This is a genomic window from Jannaschia pagri, assembly GCF_019655435.1.
Lineage (GTDB): Bacteria > Pseudomonadota > Alphaproteobacteria > Rhodobacterales > Rhodobacteraceae > Jannaschia > Jannaschia pagri.
In genome coordinates this window covers 20,021-35,821 of sequence record NZ_BPFH01000005.1, presented here as the reverse complement: position 1 = coordinate 35,821, position 15,801 = coordinate 20,021, and the positions used below count along the sequence as shown (strand labels likewise).

General features: G+C 64.4%; 15 protein-coding genes. 9 read left to right on the top strand and 6 right to left on the bottom strand.

Annotated elements, in window-relative coordinates; all coding sequences use genetic code 11:
* Position 1 precedes the first annotated feature (1 nt).
* The 4 genes from K5R33_RS13280 (at position 2) to K5R33_RS13265 (ending at position 5,504) form a co-directional block, all read left to right on the top strand.
* On the top strand, positions 2-808 hold the full coding sequence (locus K5R33_RS13280; RefSeq protein WP_220749552.1) for a taurine ABC transporter ATP-binding protein: 807 nt from the start codon (positions 2-4) through the stop codon (positions 806-808).
* 10 nt (positions 809-818) lie between these two features.
* Positions 819-2,081 carry an ABC transporter permease gene (locus K5R33_RS13275; RefSeq protein WP_220749858.1) on the top strand — a complete coding sequence of 421 codons (1,263 nt, stop codon included), beginning with the start codon at positions 819-821 and terminating at the stop codon, positions 2,079-2,081.
* A 616-nt stretch (positions 2,082-2,697) separates the two neighbouring features.
* Positions 2,698-4,863 carry a sensor histidine kinase gene (locus K5R33_RS13270; protein ID WP_220749551.1) on the top strand — a complete coding sequence of 722 codons (2,166 nt, stop codon included), beginning with the start codon at positions 2,698-2,700 and terminating at the stop codon, positions 4,861-4,863.
* Positions 4,864-4,865: 2 nt separating this feature from the next.
* Positions 4,866-5,504: a response regulator gene (locus K5R33_RS13265; RefSeq protein WP_220749550.1), complete on the top strand. Its 639-nt coding sequence runs from the start codon at positions 4,866-4,868 to the stop codon at positions 5,502-5,504.
* A gap of 9 nt (positions 5,505-5,513) precedes the next feature.
* Here K5R33_RS13265 and K5R33_RS13260 read toward each other — a convergent pair whose 3' ends face one another.
* From K5R33_RS13260 to cobA, 3 genes are read right to left on the bottom strand one after another with little or no spacing between them, the layout of a single operon-like run.
* Positions 5,514-6,737: an MFS transporter gene (locus tag K5R33_RS13260; RefSeq protein ID WP_220749549.1), complete on the bottom strand. Its 1,224-nt coding sequence runs from the start codon at positions 6,735-6,737 to the stop codon at positions 5,514-5,516.
* 21 nt (positions 6,738-6,758) lie between these two features.
* Positions 6,759-8,039: a cobyrinic acid a,c-diamide synthase CobB gene (locus tag K5R33_RS13255; RefSeq protein ID WP_220749548.1), complete on the bottom strand. Its 1,281-nt coding sequence runs from the start codon at positions 8,037-8,039 to the stop codon at positions 6,759-6,761.
* A 31-nt stretch (positions 8,040-8,070) separates the two neighbouring features.
* Positions 8,071-8,916 carry a uroporphyrinogen-III C-methyltransferase gene (gene cobA / locus K5R33_RS13250; RefSeq protein ID WP_220749547.1) on the bottom strand — a complete coding sequence of 282 codons (846 nt, stop codon included), beginning with the start codon at positions 8,914-8,916 and terminating at the stop codon, positions 8,071-8,073.
* Between the two features lie 96 nt (positions 8,917-9,012).
* Between cobA and K5R33_RS13245 the strand changes: the two genes are divergently transcribed.
* The 5 genes from K5R33_RS13245 to K5R33_RS13225 all read left to right on the top strand — a co-directional run bounded on the left by K5R33_RS13245 (position 9,013) and on the right by K5R33_RS13225 (position 13,107).
* The gene (locus K5R33_RS13245; RefSeq protein WP_220749546.1) at positions 9,013-10,041 is read left to right on the top strand and encodes a cobalt-precorrin-5B (C(1))-methyltransferase; all 1,029 of its coding nucleotides are present in this window, start codon (positions 9,013-9,015) and stop codon (positions 10,039-10,041) included.
* A complete protein-coding gene (locus K5R33_RS13240) occupies positions 10,028-10,741 on the top strand; it encodes a precorrin-6A/cobalt-precorrin-6A reductase (protein ID WP_220749545.1) in 714 nt (237 codons plus the stop codon). The genes K5R33_RS13245 and K5R33_RS13240 overlap by 14 nt, the downstream gene beginning before the upstream one ends.
* Entirely contained in the window at positions 10,725-11,348 is a 624-nt protein-coding gene (locus K5R33_RS13235; RefSeq protein ID WP_255576403.1) for a DNA-3-methyladenine glycosylase family protein, read from the top strand. The genes K5R33_RS13240 and K5R33_RS13235 overlap by 17 nt, the downstream gene beginning before the upstream one ends.
* Positions 11,345-12,001, top strand: a complete 657-nt coding sequence (locus K5R33_RS13230; protein WP_220749543.1) for an alpha/beta hydrolase — start codon at positions 11,345-11,347, stop codon at positions 11,999-12,001. The genes K5R33_RS13235 and K5R33_RS13230 overlap by 4 nt, the downstream gene beginning before the upstream one ends.
* Before the next feature lie 500 nt (positions 12,002-12,501).
* Complete coding sequence (locus K5R33_RS13225) at positions 12,502-13,107, top strand: HNH endonuclease (protein WP_220749542.1); 606 nt, start codon at positions 12,502-12,504, stop codon at positions 13,105-13,107.
* Between the two features lie 19 nt (positions 13,108-13,126).
* On the opposite strand, the gene K5R33_RS13220 is transcribed toward K5R33_RS13225, so the two are convergent.
* From K5R33_RS13220 to K5R33_RS13210, 3 genes are all read right to left on the bottom strand, one after another.
* Entirely contained in the window at positions 13,127-13,561 is a 435-nt protein-coding gene (locus K5R33_RS13220; RefSeq protein ID WP_220749541.1) for a cupin domain-containing protein, read from the bottom strand.
* Positions 13,558-14,415, bottom strand: coding sequence for a DMT family transporter (locus K5R33_RS13215; RefSeq protein ID WP_373314175.1), 858 nt, complete (start codon positions 14,413-14,415; stop codon positions 13,558-13,560). The genes K5R33_RS13220 and K5R33_RS13215 overlap by 4 nt, the downstream gene beginning before the upstream one ends.
* A gap of 90 nt (positions 14,416-14,505) precedes the next feature.
* A complete protein-coding gene (locus K5R33_RS13210; protein WP_220749539.1) occupies positions 14,506-15,783 on the bottom strand; it encodes a sensor histidine kinase in 1,278 nt (425 codons plus the stop codon).
* Between the last annotated feature and the right edge of the window lie 18 nt (positions 15,784-15,801).

Genomic DNA, 15,801 nt, shown 5'->3' with positions numbered 1-15,801 from the left:
TATGACGACTGGATTGTCCATCGAGAACCTCTCGATGCGATTTGATCTCCCCAATGGCTCCTTTGTTCAGGCGCTCAAGGATGTATCGCTCGATTTGAAAAGTGGGGAATTATTGTCCGTGCTCGGGCCGTCGGGCTGCGGCAAGACGACACTTCTCAATATTGTCGCTGGGTTTCTGGCGCCCACCTCCGGCGCGATCAATCTGAACGGCCACGCCGTTACGGGCCCGGACGCCGAACGGGGCATGGTGTTCCAAAAGGGCGCCTTGTTCGAGTGGATGACCGTCCGCGACAACGTGGAATTCGGTCCCCGCATGAAGGGCACGCCCCAGGCCGACCGGCGTAAGACGTCGGATCGCTTGCTAGAGATCACGGGTCTTCAGGACTTCAAGGACAAGATGGTCTACGAATTGTCGGGCGGGATGCAGCAGCGCGTGGCCTTGGCCCGCTGCCTGGCCAATGAACCTGACGTGATCCTGATGGACGAGCCTCTGGGCGCCTTGGACGCGCTGACCCGCGAAAAGATGCAAGGCCTGGTGCTGGAGCTTTGGAAAGAGACGGGCAAGACCATCATCCTCATCACGCACTCCGTGGAAGAGGCGTTGCTCTTGGGAGAACGCCTGCTGGTAATGGCCCCGCGTCCTGGGCGCATCCATAAAGAATACCGCTTGCCTTTCGCCGAAATGGGCGTGGGCGCCGACCTGCGAGAGGTCAAGAAACACCCTGATTTCGCCTCTACCCGCGAAGAGATCCTGACCATGATCTGGGAGATGGAAGAGGAAATCATGGGCCGGACGGAGGACGCCTGATATGACCGGGATATTGATTGTCGTCGTCTACGTCGCTTTGTTTGCGGCCTCTGCCTTCATCGTAACGGCCATTGGCAAACGGACTCAGCGCAAGGATTTCACCTCCCTCAAGACCGTGACTTTTGGGGATGAAAGCGCGGTGCGCCCCAATCGCGCGGCCAGTGTGATCTCTGTCGTCGTGCTGTTTCTGATCTGGGGCGCGTTCACCGGCTCAAAACTGGTGCCGATCCATGTGCCAGCCCCTTTCCAAGGCGACACCTCCTTCAGCTATACGGCCCAGGCACCTGACGGCAGCCAGGATGACGCCGAGGTTTTCGTGCGCGTCCATGAGTTCGGCGCCGATGTGGACAGCATCGAAGCCGACGCGGGCGACGGCTTTGCCCTCAACGATTTTGACGAGGTTCCGGTCTATAGTTCCGCGCTGATCCGGGCCACGCGGAACGATGTGGGTGGCGACGCTGACGGATTCCGCATTGTCGCGGTTAATGGCGCGCCCATCGAACCCGGTGGGTCGGTCGATACCGCCGATGGCGTCGTCAACATGACACCCCGTGGTAGTCTGAGCTTCGTGCCCGATCCTGGCCTGCAAATGCGCCCCCTCTACCTGCCGTCGCCCGAGCGGGTCTGGCAGGCGGTGGTCGATGTGGCCACCGATGGGTTCCGCAACTTCACCCTGTGGGAGCATCTTGGCTACTCGCTGTTCCGTGTGCTTGCGGGCTTCGTTTTGGGTGCGGCCATTGGCATCCCGCTTGGCTATGCCATGGGCCTCAGCGATTGGTTCCGCGGCTGGTTTGACCCGATCGTGGAGTTTATGCGGCCCGTGCCGCCCTTGGCCCTGATCCCGCTGGTCATCATCTGGTTCGGGATCGATGAGACCGGGAAAGTGGTGCTGCTGTTTCTGGCCGCGCTTTGGATCATGGCCATCGGGGCCAGGGCAGGGGTCTCTGGTGTGAACATCACCAAGGTCCATGCCGCCTATTCCCTGGGCGCGTCCAAGACGCAGATCTTGCGCCATGTGATCATTCCGAACTCCTTGCCCGAAATCTTCACGGCGGCGCGGGTTGCCATGGGGGTCTGTTGGGGCACGGTGGTCGCGGCGGAACTTGTGGCGGCGAACGTCGGCGCAGGCATGATGATCACGACCGCCTCCAAGTTCCAACAGACCTACGTCGTTGTCATGGGGATTATCCTGATTGGGATCATCGGGTTCGGGATCGATATCCTGATGCGCAAGGCAGAGAACGTCTTGGTGCCCTGGAAGGGTCGCAGCTAGGGCGGCATCCGAAATGGATCTAAGAGGGGGCGTCCTTTTTGGGCGCCCCTTTTTTTGTGGCGCCATGATTGAACGGGTAAAGTCCTCTAAACGGAGTGATCCATGATCTGGCGGGATCACATTTCGGCCTAGGCTCTCACGCGCCGCGTAAAGACGCGAGGGGCAGCATAAGAGCGTGGTCCACCCTGCAAATGATCCCTTTGCGTAATCGTGTCGCCGCCTCACCCCCGGAACTAACGGCGTCGGTGGCCTTAGTGGCTGACACGCATGTAGCCTGTGCTCTTTTGCTGAGGCGAAGAGGAGCACCATCTTGCATGCTTCCTGCTGCCGCTGGGTGCCAGGACCGAATACGCACAGTCGAAATCCAGAGCGCCAAGGGTCCAGTGTCCCTCCCGCTCTACCAAGCCCAAGCATCGCCCGTGTCAAAGCCCTTAGCGGCGCCGGATGTCCTACTCACCAAGCCCACTCCGACCACAGAGCGGCCCCTCATACCCCCCGTTTAGGGGGGCATTTCCCGACTTGACCCCTGGCGAACGGTCCTCTGCCATAGCCTTGACCGGTGGTTCTTGGCATGCCCTTCTAATGTCAGGAGTTTCTGGTGTGTTGGGGGGCGCAGATGACTGTCAGGACGGGTTTGCGTATAGGGCCAGTGTTTGGCACATCCTTGGCTGTCGTGCTGGCGGCAATCCTGTCTGTTCTGACCACGGTCACCGCGCTCAACCAACCTTGGATCGGGGCGGAGAAGACGATCGGGGGCGAGGGGCCGGGCATCGCCATCACGGGCTTCGACCCGGCAGGCCCCGCCGCTGACGTCCAAGGGAGCCGCATCCTTGCAATAGAGGGGTCCACGGGGCGGATCGACGTGACCCCCGCCGACGCCTTGGAGGAGCCGGATGTTCTGCCCAGCTACCAAGCCATGCGGGATCTCTTCGCAAATCAGGGCGCTCTGACCGAGGCGCTGCGCGCCGGGCCGGTGACCATTGTGACCGATGAGGCCGCCGCAACCGTAACCGCCGCCCAAAGCCGCCCGCTCGGCAGTTTGCCGTTCGTCTTCTGGATTCAGATCCTGGTCGCGGTGTCCTCACTCGTTTTGGGGGGCTGGGCAGCAAGCCTGCGTCCCAAAGATCTAGCCCCCTGGCTTTTTGCGGCGGCGGGGGCAGGATTGGCCTTAGCCATCTTCGCCGCGGCGCTTTATTCGACGCGCGATTTGGCCCTGCCAGAGGCCACCTGGACGTTCGTCTCGTCGCTCAACGTGTTCGGTGCGATCACCTTTGGGGCCTTTATGGGGTCCATGATGCTGATCTACCCGGTCCGTTTGATCCCACTCTGGGCGGTCTGGATCCAGCCAGTCGTGTTTGCCCTTTGGTATTTGGGCAATCCGCTGGGCTTTTGGGCCTCGCGGGCGACGGGGGGCCACCTCGCCACGGCCGTGGAAATGGGGATGATCGTCCTGGGTCTGCTGGCGCAGCTCTGGGCAACACGTAAAAACCCGAAGGAGCGGTCCATCGCCGTCTGGTTCGGGATCTCTGTGGTTTTTGGGTCCGGTATGTTCATCGCGCTCATGGCCGTTCCCGGCGCCTTGGGGTACGAGCCGACGATCCGCCAAGGCCATGCGTTCCTGCTCTTCCTGTTCGTCTACCTGGGCCTCGCCATTGGGGTCGCGCGGTTTCGGATGTTCGACCTGGGCGATTGGTCCTTTCGGATCTTTTACTATGCGGTCGGGGTTGTGTTGCTCTTCGGGCTGGACGCCGCGCTGATCTCGTCGCTGTCCTTTGACGCGGTCCCCGCCTTTAGCAGCGCGCTTTTGATCGTCGTGGTTCTGTACCTGCCGTTTCGGGACCAGCTTTCGGCGGTTCTGCGGCGTCGAACGGCCCGACCTGCCGAAGATCTGAGCGATGCCATCGGGGCGGTTGCCCTGGCCCCCACACCCCAGGAGCGGGAGGCCCGCTATCGCGATGTGCTTGAGGCGGCCTTTCGCCCGCTCACCATTGACCCGGCGCCGGGTGCTGTCCAGGCTCCGACGCTGATCGACGAAGGGGCGGCTCTGGACGTCCCGGGGCCTGCTGGCGTTCCGCCCCTTCGGCTGCGGTGGACGGGCGGGGGGCGACGGCTCTATGCGCCGTCGGATCTGCGCCGGGCCGAGGGGATTGTCGGCACGATTGCCCGTCTCGATGCCCTGGCCGATGCGCGGGACAAAGCCGTGGAGATGGAGCGGGCGCGCATCGACCGGGATGTCCATGACAACATTGGGGTTCAACTGCTGGGCGCACTCCATTCCGCTCAGCCGGAGCGGAAGAACGCGTTGATCCGGCAGACCCTCTCCGACCTGCGCGACATCGTTGCCAACACCAAAGCCGTCGATGCGCCCTTGCGGGAGGTGGTGGCCGACCTGCGTGGCGAAGTCGGGATGATCTATGAGGCGGCGGGCCTTCCGTTGGAGTGGGCCGACCGAGATCTGCCCGATGTGACCGTTTCCGCCGCCGTGGCGTCATCGCTGCGCGCAATCGTGCGGGAAGCGACGGGCAACGCCCTGCGCCACAGCAATGCTTCGCGCGTGTCGGTGAAGCTTTCGACCCAGGATGGATCCGTTTCCCTGGTCGTCCGTGACGATGGTACGGGCATCGCCCAAGACGCGGCGCGGGGCAATGGGTTGGACAACCTGGCGATCCGCGCCGAACCTTTGGGCGGGCATTTCGCGCTGGATACCGGGCCCCATGGGACGACGTTGCGCATGATCCTGCCCTTCGATGGGACGATCGCCATGCCGTTGGCCGGGGAATAGCGATGCAGAACGCCCTGATCGTCGAGGATATTGTCGAAACGCGGGGTTGGTTGGCGGACCTGATCGAGCAGGCTTGGCCGGGCTGCACGGTTCATTTGGCCAATAGCCTCGGCCAGGCGCGTCCCTTGCTGTCGGATGGACTGGATCTTGCGCTGATTGACCTCAACCTGCCCGATGGGAGCGGCTTGGACCTGTTGCGAGACATCAAGCGCGATCACCTTGGCGTTCTGTGTGTGGTCACAACCGTGATGGCCGATGACGCCACGGTCGTCGCGGCGCTGTCGGCGGGCGCCGATGGCTATCTGCTGAAGGAAAACCCAGCAGGCGTGCTGACCCGTCAACTCATGCAGATCAGCCATGGCGTGCCCGCCCTGTCACCGTCCATCGCGCGGCGCATCATGGATCACTTCCGCCTGACGGGTCCGGTCGGGATCGACACGCGTCTAACGGATCGGGAGCGCGACGTGCTGGCCCTGATCGGACGCGGTCTGCGCACGGGCGAGGTGGCGGCCGAGCTCGGTTTGGCCGAGACCACCGTCGCCGGATATATCAAGGCGGTCTATCGCAAACTTGGTATTTCCAGCCGGGCGGAGGCGGCCTGGCATGCCACCCGCATGGGCCTGCGTCAGACCGATAGCTAGCGCGCGGCCTCAGGCGCGGCGGCGTAGGCCGACCACATGCCAGATCAGCGCGCCTCCGGCCAAGAACAGGAACGGCGCCATGGCGAAATTCACGGCGTTCCACCCGCTGACGGCATCTCCGGCAGATCCCATGAGCCCGCCCGAGCTCAGCGAGGCGACCGTCACCAAGCCAAACACGAGCGTGTCGTTGAGGCCCTGAACGGTGCCCCGTTCCTGGGCGTCATGGTTCTCGGCCAGCAGGGTCGTCGCGCCAATAAAGCCGAAGTTCCACCCGAGCCCCAACAGCACGAGAGCGGTGTAGAAGTGCGGCAAGGTCGTCCCTGACAACGCAACGATCCCCGCCGCCGCCAGCAGGCCAAGCCCCGTGGCCACGATGCGCGGCGTTCCAAAGCGAAGGATCAAGTGCCCAGTGAAAAAGCTTGGCGCATACATGGCGAAGACGTGAAACATCACGATGTTGGACGCGTCAGAGACCCCGAACCCGCATCCGACAACGGCCAAGGGCGTCGAGGTCATGACCAGGTTCATCAGGGCATAGCTGACCATGGCGCAGATGATGGCGACGGCGATGGCCGGGGTCCGCAATAGTTCGGACAGGGATCGCCCCGCGGCGGTCTCGGTCTTCGTAGCCGTGGGCGTGGGTATGTCCAGGAGCAGAAACAACCACATGCCCAGGGCGTTCATGGCCATCAGGACGCCGTAGGTGGCCAGGAAGGGGATAATCGTCGCCGTCTCTGTTTCGGTGACGATCATCCGGGCCACAAAGGCCGACACCAGCCCACCCGCCATGACATAGCTGATTGCCTTCGGGCGGAAGGCCGCGCTCGCCGTATCGGTTGCCGCAAACCGATAGAACCCGGCCGTCGACATGAAAATTCCGGTCAAATAGGCGCCCAACAGAAACACCGGGAAGCTGCCCCAGATGAGCGCCAAGATCGAGACACCCGCGCCCAGCGCACCGGCGCCCGCGCCAATCATAAAGCCGAGGCGCCGCCCGTGGCGCTGCATCAGGGGGCTGACCCAAGGCGCCGTGGTCATGGACCCGAACACAATGAGCGATATGGGCAGCGTCGCCAGCAGCGGGGTCGGCGCCAGGGTGATGCCGATCAGACCGGCGACCGTGAAGTTCACGGGCAACTGCGCGCCCAGCAGCGCCTGGGCCAGCACAAGGACCAAGACATTGCGTTTGGCGCGCCGGTCGTCGCCGATGATCTCTGTGGTCGTTGTGCTCATGGGGCAGCCTTACGCTTCGGGCTAGGATCCGTCCAGGGATGACCCCTGCGGCATCGTTCCGTCATTGACCCAAATCAGATGGGCAAACGACCCACATGCCAGCCCGTGGCGCAGGCCCATGGGCGGCAGGGGCGTGCCCTCGGCATCCCGCGCGGTGAAGAGGGGCGTCCCCTCCGCCCGAAGCGTTGTCGCATAGTGAAATTCATGGGCCGCCCATGCCCCAGCAAAGGGTCCGCCATCGGCATGCAACGACCGATAGCCCAGGTGAAGCTTACGCTCCGCAAAGCTGGTCTCTAGGGGGAGGAGATCGGCCATGGCGTGGCGGGTGCCATCGGCATCCACCAACCCCGCGCCCATGACCATGTAGCCGCCGCACTCACCGTAGACGGGCCTGTCGCGCAGGGACGCAAGAAAGCGGTGGTTCCCAGCCAAGCGACCGGCGTGCAGTTCCGGGTATCCGCCGGGGAGAACAACCAGATCCGCATCGGGTGCTGCATCGTCGTTGAGCGGTGAGAACGTAGAGATCTCGGCCCCTGCGCGCTGCCAAGCGTCCAAGAGATGGGGATAGGCAAAGGCGAAGGCCTCATCGCGGGCGAGGGCAATCCGTTGCGCAGGCGGGTGACATCGGGGCGTACGCGCTGGCGGCAGGGGGGCCGCGATCGCTTGCAGCGCCTCCAGATCCACATGGGCGGCCATCTGCGCCGCCGCATGGGTGAGAAAAGCGTCCAGATCCGCGCGCTCCTGCGCTTGGACTAGCCCCAGATGTCGCGACGGTGTGGCCAAGTGCGGGTCCCTTGGGAGGGCACCCAAGACGGGCAGGGGACAGGCCTTGCGCAACATGGCCTCGTGGCGGGGGCTGCCGACACGGTTGAGGATCACGCCCGCAACACGGACCAATGGGTCGAAGCCCGCGAACCCCGCGACAAGGGGGCCGATGGATTGTGCCATGCGCGCGGCATCCACCACCAGGACGACCGGCAACGACAGATCACGGGCCAGATCGGCTACTGCGCCCCGCCCATCTGGCGGCGCACCATCAAAGAGGCCCATGGCGCCCTCGATCAGCAACAACCCAGGCCCCGACGCGAGCCCTGCGGTCACGGTCGGGGGCATGGCCCAAGCGTCCAGATTAGGGCAGGAAAGACCGCTGGCGGCTTCGTGGAAGCGGGGGTCGATGTAGTCGGGACCTGACTTCGCGCCGCGCACCTGGACCCCGCGATCCCGGAAGGCCCGCAGCAAGCCCAAAGTGACGGTCGTCTTGCCAGCGCCCGACGCCGGTGCAGCCAGGATCACGCCCGGCATGGCGCGCCCATTTTTCTCAGAAAAATGGGTCTCACCCGGCTTCGGCGGGGCGCCCCCGGTCCAACGGATCCAGCTTTCGCGCCGGGATACCCCGCGCCATGGCCTGCCAGTCGAGCACCTGGCGGAGGGTCACCGCCTGACCGATGCAGATAATGGCAGGCGGCGTTAGCTCGGCCTTGGCGATGTCGGCCTCGACGGTGGCCAATGTCGTTTCGATGGTCTGCTGCTCGGCCAGGGTGGCCGTGGTCGTGACGGCCACCGGCTCCGTGGGCGCGCGGCCAGCGGCGATCAACTGCGTGGCGATCTGGCCGATGTGCTTCATTCCCATGTAGATCACGATGACTTGGCTGCCGCGCGCGATGCCGGTCCAATCCAAGGCCGTGGGCGCATTGCCCGTTGCGTCGTGGCCCGTCACGAAGGTCACCGACTGATTCACGTCCCGATGGGTCACCGGCACACCGGCATAGGCCAGGCCCGCGATCCCGGCGGTGATCCCCGGAACGATACGAATGGGGATGCCATGCTGGACGAGGGTTTGGGCCTCTTCGCCGCCCCGGCCAAAGACAAAGGGATCCCCGCCTTTCAGCCGCAGGACCCGCTTGCCTTGCCGCGCCAGGTCCACAAGGCGCAGCGAAATGTCGCGCTGTTTGGCGGACGGCTTGCCGCCCCGCTTGCCCGCATATTCCCGTTCCGCCTGGGGGGCCCAATCCAGAATGCCGTCACCCACCAGCGCGTCATAGACGATGACATCGGCTTGGCGCAGCGCGTTCAAGCCATGCAACGTCATCAGGCCCGGGTCGCCTGGGCCCGCTCCACAGAGCCAGACCCAGCCGGGGTGCATCTGCGGCCAATCATGGGGGGGAAGGGGGTCGGTCATGGGGGGCTTATGACGGGTTTAATGCGCCCTGGGAAGCCGTTGGGCGACATCACAGGCCCCATTGGCGTCGTGCTTTGGTCGTGCCAAGGATAGGGCATGAGCGCGACACCTCCCCTTCGCCGTGGTTGGACCACGGGGGCCTGTGCTACGGCAGCCACCCGCGCCGCGGTCGAGGGGCTATGGACGGGGCACATCCCCGACGCCGTTACAATTCGACTGCCGCGGGGCGAGACGCCCAGCTTCAGTATCACCGAAGCCACCCTTGGCGTGGGCTGGGCGGAGGCGGCGGTGGTCAAGGATGCGGGCGATGACCCCGACGTCACCCATGGCGCGACCATTCGCGTGCGTGTGCGCGCGGCCCCGGGCGGCGTGACCTTCCGCGCGGGCGACGGCGTTGGGCATGTCACGAAGCCGGGTCTGCCGATCGCCGTTGGCGAGCCCGCGATCAACCCCGTGCCGCGCGCCATGATGGACGAAGCCGTGGCAGAGGCCGCCGCGCTCTTTGCGCGCACGCCGGATGTGGAGATCACGGTCAGCATCCCCGGTGGCGCCGCCATTGCAGAGAAAACCTGGAACCCACGGCTTGGGATCGCGGGGGGGCTTTCGATCTTGGGCACAACAGGCATTGTGCGACCCTTCAGTTGCGCGGCCTGGATCGCCTCGATCCACCGAGGCATCGACGTGGCGCGGGCCGATGGTTTGACCCACGTAGCGGGCTGTACGGGCGCCACGTCGGAGCGGGTGGTACAATCCCTGCACGGCTTGCCGGACCATGCCATGCTGGACATGGGCGATTTCGCGGGCGGCATGTTGAAGTACCTGGCGCGCCATCCTATCGACCGCGTCACCGTGGGCGGCGGCGTTGGTAAGTTGGCGAAACTGGCCCAAGGGGCGGTGGACCTTCACTCTGCGCGCAGTCAGGTTGACTTCGCACGCCTGTCGGACTGGGCGGGCCAGGACCTCACGGATTGCAACACCACGTTAGAGGCCGCGACCCGCGTCCCGGATTTGCCTGCTCGTATCGCGTCAGAGGCGCGGGTGCGCGTGCTGGGCATGATCGACGCGGAGGTCGATATCGTCGTCATTGATCGCGCGGGGACCGTCCTGGCCCATGCCACGGCGTAAGGTTCTTGTCCTCGCGGGCACGACCGAGGCGCGGCGGCTCTGTTCCCAGGTGCGCGAACTGCCGGTCTGCGCGTCCCTTGCGGGCGCGACCGAAAAGCCCGCTGATTTGGCCGTTCCCACGCGACACGGCGGCTTCGGCGGAGAGGCGGGGTTTCGCGCCGCCCTCCAAGATGTCAGCGCCGTCGTGAATGCGACACACCCCTTTGCGCAGCGGATGACGGCGCGGGCAGCGCGGCTCTGCGTCGATTTGAGGGTGCCGTATCTGCGGCTGCTCCGCCCACCTTGGGCCCCCGAGCCGGAATGGACCCACGCCACAGATGCCGCGACGGCGGCCCGCGCGCTGCCTGCCAAGGCGCGGGTTTTCTTGGCCACGGGGCCGGGCAGTCTGGAGGCGTTTCTAGATCGAGGTCTCACCCTCTGGTGTCGCCGGATCGATCCGGCGCCTGCTGTGGCGGGCGTGACCTGGGTGCTTGGGCGACCTCCGTTTACGCTGGAACACGAGATCGAGACGTTCCGCAGCCTGTCCATCACCCATCTTGTGACTAAGAACTCCGGGGGCGGTCGGGCGAAACTGGACGCGGCCCGCGCGCTCGGGATAGCGGTGCATATGATTGACCGCCCGCGACCTGCGCCCGGAGAAACCACCCATGATATCGCCCGCGCCGTCCGCTTCATCCAAGACCATGCGGCGAATCCATAGCCTGGATGACGTGGCGGAGGGGGCCGCCTGGCTATCGGCGCAGGACCCTCGCTGGGCGGAGGCGCTCGCCTTGACCGGCTTGCCGCCGCTCCGACGTCGCCGGGATGGGTTCCGCGCGCTGCTCGATGCCATCATAAGCCAACAGGTGAGCGTTGCCGCGGCCGATGCCATCATGGGCCGGGTCGTTGCCGCCAAACTGTGCGGACCACGCAAGATCATGTGGGCCAGTGACGAAGACCTGCGCGCCTGTGGGTTGTCTCGTCAGAAGATCCGCTACGCGCGGGCCTTGGCCGAGGCCCGCATTGACTGGAAAGCCCTGCGCGACGCGCCCACGGATCAGGTGGTTGCGACGCTTACCGAGGTGCCCGGTATCGGCACCTGGACCGCTGAAATCTATGCCATGTTCAGCCTGGGCCACGCCGATGTTTTCGCGCCAGGTGACCTGGCCCTGCAAGAGGCGGCGCGGATCCTATTCGACCTGCCTGACCGCCCCAAGGAAAAGGCCATGCGCCAGATGGCCGAGGCGTGGTCGCCCTGGCGGGCGGTTGCGGCGCGCGCGCTGTGGTCCTACTACCACGTTGCCAAACAGCGAGAGGGCATCCGGTGAGCCTACAATACGAACGGCGCGGGCCCCAGACGGCGGAGCGTCTGGTGATCTTTCTCCATGGCTACGGCGCCAATGCGGCGGATCTGATCGGCCTCGCTGACCCCTTGGAGCCGCATATGCCCGGCACGGCGTTTCTGGCCCCCGATGCGCCCGAGGCCTGTGCCGGGGTTCCCGGTGGCTACCAGTGGTTCCCGATCCCTTGGATTGACGGATCCTCTGAGGAGGAGAGCATGGAGGGCATGGACCGTGCTGTGGGCGACCTCACTGTCTTTCTGGACGAGGCCATGGCGCGGGAAGGCGTGTCGCCAGAGCAAGTCGTCCTGTTTGGTTTTAGCCAGGGGACGATGATGTCGCTGCACGTGGCCCCTCGGCGGGCCGACGCCTTTGCGGGCGTCGTTGCCTTCTCGGGGCGGCTGCTCAAGCCGGAAACGCTGGCCGATGACGTCCAAAGCCGCCCGCCCATTCTGCTCGTACACGGCGATCAGGATGAGGTGGTCCCGGTTCAGAGCCTGCCCGCAGCCGCCGAAGCCCTCGAGGGCGCCGGGTTTGACCGGGTCTATGCCCATATCCAAAAGGGCACGGGTCACGGGATTGCGCCCGACGGCTTGCAAGTCGCGCTCGCCTTTATGCGCGACGTGTTCGGGATGGAGTGAGGCTGCTGGTGGGGCGGCAGTAATCCGCCTGCTGTTTTGACTGTCTGAACGTCGCAGTCTTCGACCCGACGATGTGGCTCTGGAGCCGAACCTCGTTTTCGTCCGCGCCGGGTGCAAGCCCATGGCGTGCGGCTGACGGCGATCTTGGTGTGTCTGTCTGCGCAGGTTTCACGCTGCTCACCCTGTTGTTCCACATGCAGCAGGTTTCCCGGCAGCGGTAGCGCAAGCTGGGAACCACGATGAATTGAGATCGCCCCTGACGGTTCCACACCTAAGACGTGTTTTTCGGCCCGCAGGTCGCCCGCACGCCAGGTCATCGGGACACGCAAATTCGCTCCGATTCACCCGTCCCGGCGAAGCGTCACGAAACCGACATCCCCTGCGACTATGCAGCCCGCATCTAGAGACTTGCCAGGGGTCGATCCCCATATATAGTCCACAGCGAGAGGGCCGCGCGCCCGAGGGCCGGGCGGGCCGCTCTCCGATCAGGAAGCGAGCCGATGACCGCGTTGACCGATCCGAAAGACAGCGATTTTCGCACAGATTTTACCCGTGAGCCGGCGGGGTTGAAGCATTTCCCGGCACTTGTTCTGAACGCCGATTACCGTCCGCTCAGCTATTATCCGCTGTCGCTGTGGCCGTGGCAGGATGCGGTGAAGGCCGCCTTCCTCGAACGGGTGGATATCGTCAGCGAATACGAAGAGGTGGTGCGCTCGCCGACGACGACGATCCGCATTCCATCGGTGGTGGTCCTCAAGGATTACGTTGCGCCACAGAAAAAGGTCGCCTTCACACGGTTTAACTTGTTTCTGCGCGACGAATTTAGCTGTCAGTACTGCGGTGCAAAGGGTGATCTGACGTTTGACCATGTGGTCCCCCGGGCCGCCGGAGGTATCACGAGTTGGGAAAACGTCGTCGCGGCCTGCGGGCGTTGCAACCTGCGCAAAGGGTCTAAGTCCCTCAAGCAGGTTGGCTATCATTTGCGCAAACCGCCGCGTCAGCCTTCGTCGGGTGAGTTGATGAACATGGGACGTAAGTTCCCGCCCAATCACTTGCACGAAAGCTGGATGGATTTCCTCTACTGGGACGCGGAGTTGGACGCCTAGGACGCGACAGGTCTGGCCGTCACCCAACCTCTCGCGGAATGTCGAAGCCCGGAGGCGCCAAGTCGAAGCCATCAAAGCCAAAGCCTGGCGAGACCGTACAACTAACCAAGGACCAGGGCCCCGTGGTGCGTGCGGCTTGCCAGTGGAAGGGATCGACGACCGCCTGATAGACCAGATCGCGCCCTAAGATCACGTCAGTAGCCGGTCCTTCGGCGCTTGCCGCGCGAGACAGGACAAGCGGGGCGCCTGCGTGCCACAGCCAGATCTCTGCGGCGTCAACGCGGTGCCAATGGCTCGCCTGTCCCTCAGCCAGAAGGAAGTAGATGGCTGTCCCAGCCGGCCGCTCTCCGTCAGGCGCCTCCGCCACCCAGGTTTGGCGGTACCAGCCGCCCTCTGGGTGAGGGGTCAAGTCCAAGGCTGCGATGACATCTTCCGCGGATCTCGGGTCGGTCATGGGGTTGTTCCTTCGATCTGCTGACGCTCTCGCCAAAGAATATAGAGACCGGTCGCGATGGTCACGGCGATCCCGACCTGCGCCAGTCCGTTTGGCCAATCACCAAACATGGCCAGGCCAATCAGAGCCGCCACAGGGATTTCGAGGTATTGCATCGGTGCCAGTGTCGCGGCTGGCGCAAAGCGTAGGGACCACGTCATCAAAAGGTGCCCTCCGGTCCCCAACAGACCCATGGCCAACAGCAAGAGACCTGCGTCCCGCGGCGGCTCCAACCGCAAGGGCCCAGCGTCGGGAAACACCCCATAGACCAGCGAGAGGGCCACGACAGCCATCAGCCCCGACGTGCCCTGCATCGCGATTGGATCTGCTTCCCGCGCGACACGCCGCGTCACCAGAATGAAAACCGCAAAGACCACGGCGACCCCAAGCGGGTACAACACGGCCCAGCCGACGGTAGCGAACGAGGGCTGCATGACCAGCAGCGTGCCAAGAAACCCGATCCCGCAGGCAATCAGTCGTCTCGGTCCGACCGCCTCCCCGAGGACAACATGGCCCAGCAGCAAAAGGAGGAACGGCATGACGAACGCAATGGCGATCGCATCGGCCAAGGGCAGGTGGGTGAGGGCCGTCGTCATCAGCCAGATACCCGCCACCTGCAACGCTGTCCGCAAGGCCGTCAGCTGCCATCCTAGACGGCTCATGGCAAAGCTTCGCCGGGTGATCAGCGCCAAGGGGATCAGCACGACGGTCTGCACCGCAAAGCGCACCCAAACCAGTTGCAGCACCGGAAAGTCCTCAGCCAACAGCTTGGCCATGCCATCGCTCAGGGGGGCCAGAAGGCAAAATCCCAGCATCAGCACCATGCCAAGCGCTGGACGGTCAAAGGGTGGGGAAACGGCCATCGGGCGCAGGCTAGGCCCATGGGCAGCGAAGGAAAAGGGCCGTCAGAGAGGTAGCCAGAGATCGACCTGAACCCCTTGGCCCAGGGCGCTGTTGAGCGTCACCTCACCGCCGTGGGTGTCTGCGAATATGCGCACCATGGGCAGGCCCAGGCCGGTCCCCTTGCCGTCGGCTTTGGTCGTCACATAGGCCTCCAGCGCCCGGTCCAGGATCTCTGGCGGCATGCCGGGACCGGTGTCGCTTACCTGGATTAAGACGCCTTCGATCTGGCGACGCGGCACACTCCGCGCGCTGATGGAAATGGCGCCGCCTTGGGGCATGGCATCCCGCGCATTCACGATCAGGTTCAGCAGAGCCGCCTCAAGCTGCGCGACTTGTGTGCGCAATGTGATGTCGGACGCGCTGTCGACGGTCAGAGCGATATTCGCGGGCAGAACGCGACGGGCGAAATCGGCGAAGGACGTCAAACTGGCTGCCAGGTCGATGGACGTGGTCTCAGGCGGCCCGCGTCGCGCGCCGCTCATGAGATGCGCCACCAGATGGGCCCCTCGGTTGGTGGCCGTCTTGATTTCAGCGATCAATCGCACCCGCTCGGCGTCGGGAACCTCATCGATAAGGTCGATGTTTCCCCGAAGAACCGTCAGCAGGTTGTTGAAATCATGTGCAATTCCACTGGAGAGCTGGTTGACCGCATCCCCTCGACGGGACATGGCCAGCATGGCGCTCGTCTCTTCCAGAGATCGCTGTGTTCTATTGGCCTGAAGGCCAGCAATCGCTCCGAAACCGCTGACGGCCGCGAACACCAAGTGGATGAAAAGCTGCTCCAACAGGGGCGTCGCGTCGGGCGCGACCTCCGCCGCGAGCATTTGCGCCATGATAGCCATGACGGCATAGCTTGCGATGAATTGATCCCGCGACCTGACTTCGTAGGCAAGGTTGTGGAACGCCTGCGCCACCACCAGTGTGACGGCAGCGACCATGGCCATCGCCCAATCCATCATGCTGATCGTCAGGGGCAGCACCCCAAAGCCTGCAACATTGGACGCATGATGTAGGATCAACAGGCGGTACCGCGCCATGCTGATCTGGCCCCGTGCCCTGACCTGGCGCAGGTGCCACACCCAGCCATAGTCCCAGAGGGCATAGACCGGGGAAAACGCGGCGATCCAGACCGGAGCGCCGAACAGCAGCATGAGACCCAGGCCGCCCGCGATCATCGCGTGCTTCAAGACGCGACCCGAGGATTGCGCATCTTCGACCAGGCCCAGGGCGCGCAACCGTGCCGCCGTCTCGGCAGTCGTCAAAGGAGTGAGAGTGCCCATACGCGGCGTCGTGATGGC

Coding starts and splice junctions, on each gene's coding strand:
- K5R33_RS13255 (WP_220749548.1), bottom strand. CDS start 8,039: ATGCCGGGCGTGATCCTGGCTGCACCGGCGTCGGGCGCTGGCAAGACG.
- K5R33_RS13260 (WP_220749549.1), bottom strand. CDS start 6,737: ATGAGCACAACGACCACAGAGATCATCGGCGACGACCGGCGCGCCAAA.
- K5R33_RS13235 (WP_255576403.1), top strand. CDS start 10,725: ATGCGGCGAATCCATAGCCTGGATGACGTGGCGGAGGGGGCCGCCTGG.
- K5R33_RS13265 (WP_220749550.1), top strand. CDS start 4,866: ATGCAGAACGCCCTGATCGTCGAGGATATTGTCGAAACGCGGGGTTGG.
- K5R33_RS13220 (WP_220749541.1), bottom strand. CDS start 13,561: ATGACCGACCCGAGATCCGCGGAAGATGTCATCGCAGCCTTGGACTTG.
- K5R33_RS13215 (WP_373314175.1), bottom strand. CDS start 14,415: ATGCTGGGATTTTGCCTTCTGGCCCCCCTGAGCGATGGCATGGCCAAG.
- K5R33_RS13270 (WP_220749551.1), top strand. CDS start 2,698: ATGACTGTCAGGACGGGTTTGCGTATAGGGCCAGTGTTTGGCACATCC.
- K5R33_RS13225 (WP_220749542.1), top strand. CDS start 12,502: ATGACCGCGTTGACCGATCCGAAAGACAGCGATTTTCGCACAGATTTT.
- K5R33_RS13210 (WP_220749539.1), bottom strand. CDS start 15,783: ATGGGCACTCTCACTCCTTTGACGACTGCCGAGACGGCGGCACGGTTG.
- K5R33_RS13280 (WP_220749552.1), top strand. CDS start 2: ATGACGACTGGATTGTCCATCGAGAACCTCTCGATGCGATTTGATCTC.
- cobA (WP_220749547.1), bottom strand. CDS start 8,916: ATGACCGACCCCCTTCCCCCCCATGATTGGCCGCAGATGCACCCCGGC.
- K5R33_RS13245 (WP_220749546.1), top strand. CDS start 9,013: ATGAGCGCGACACCTCCCCTTCGCCGTGGTTGGACCACGGGGGCCTGT.
- K5R33_RS13240 (WP_220749545.1), top strand. CDS start 10,028: ATGCCACGGCGTAAGGTTCTTGTCCTCGCGGGCACGACCGAGGCGCGG.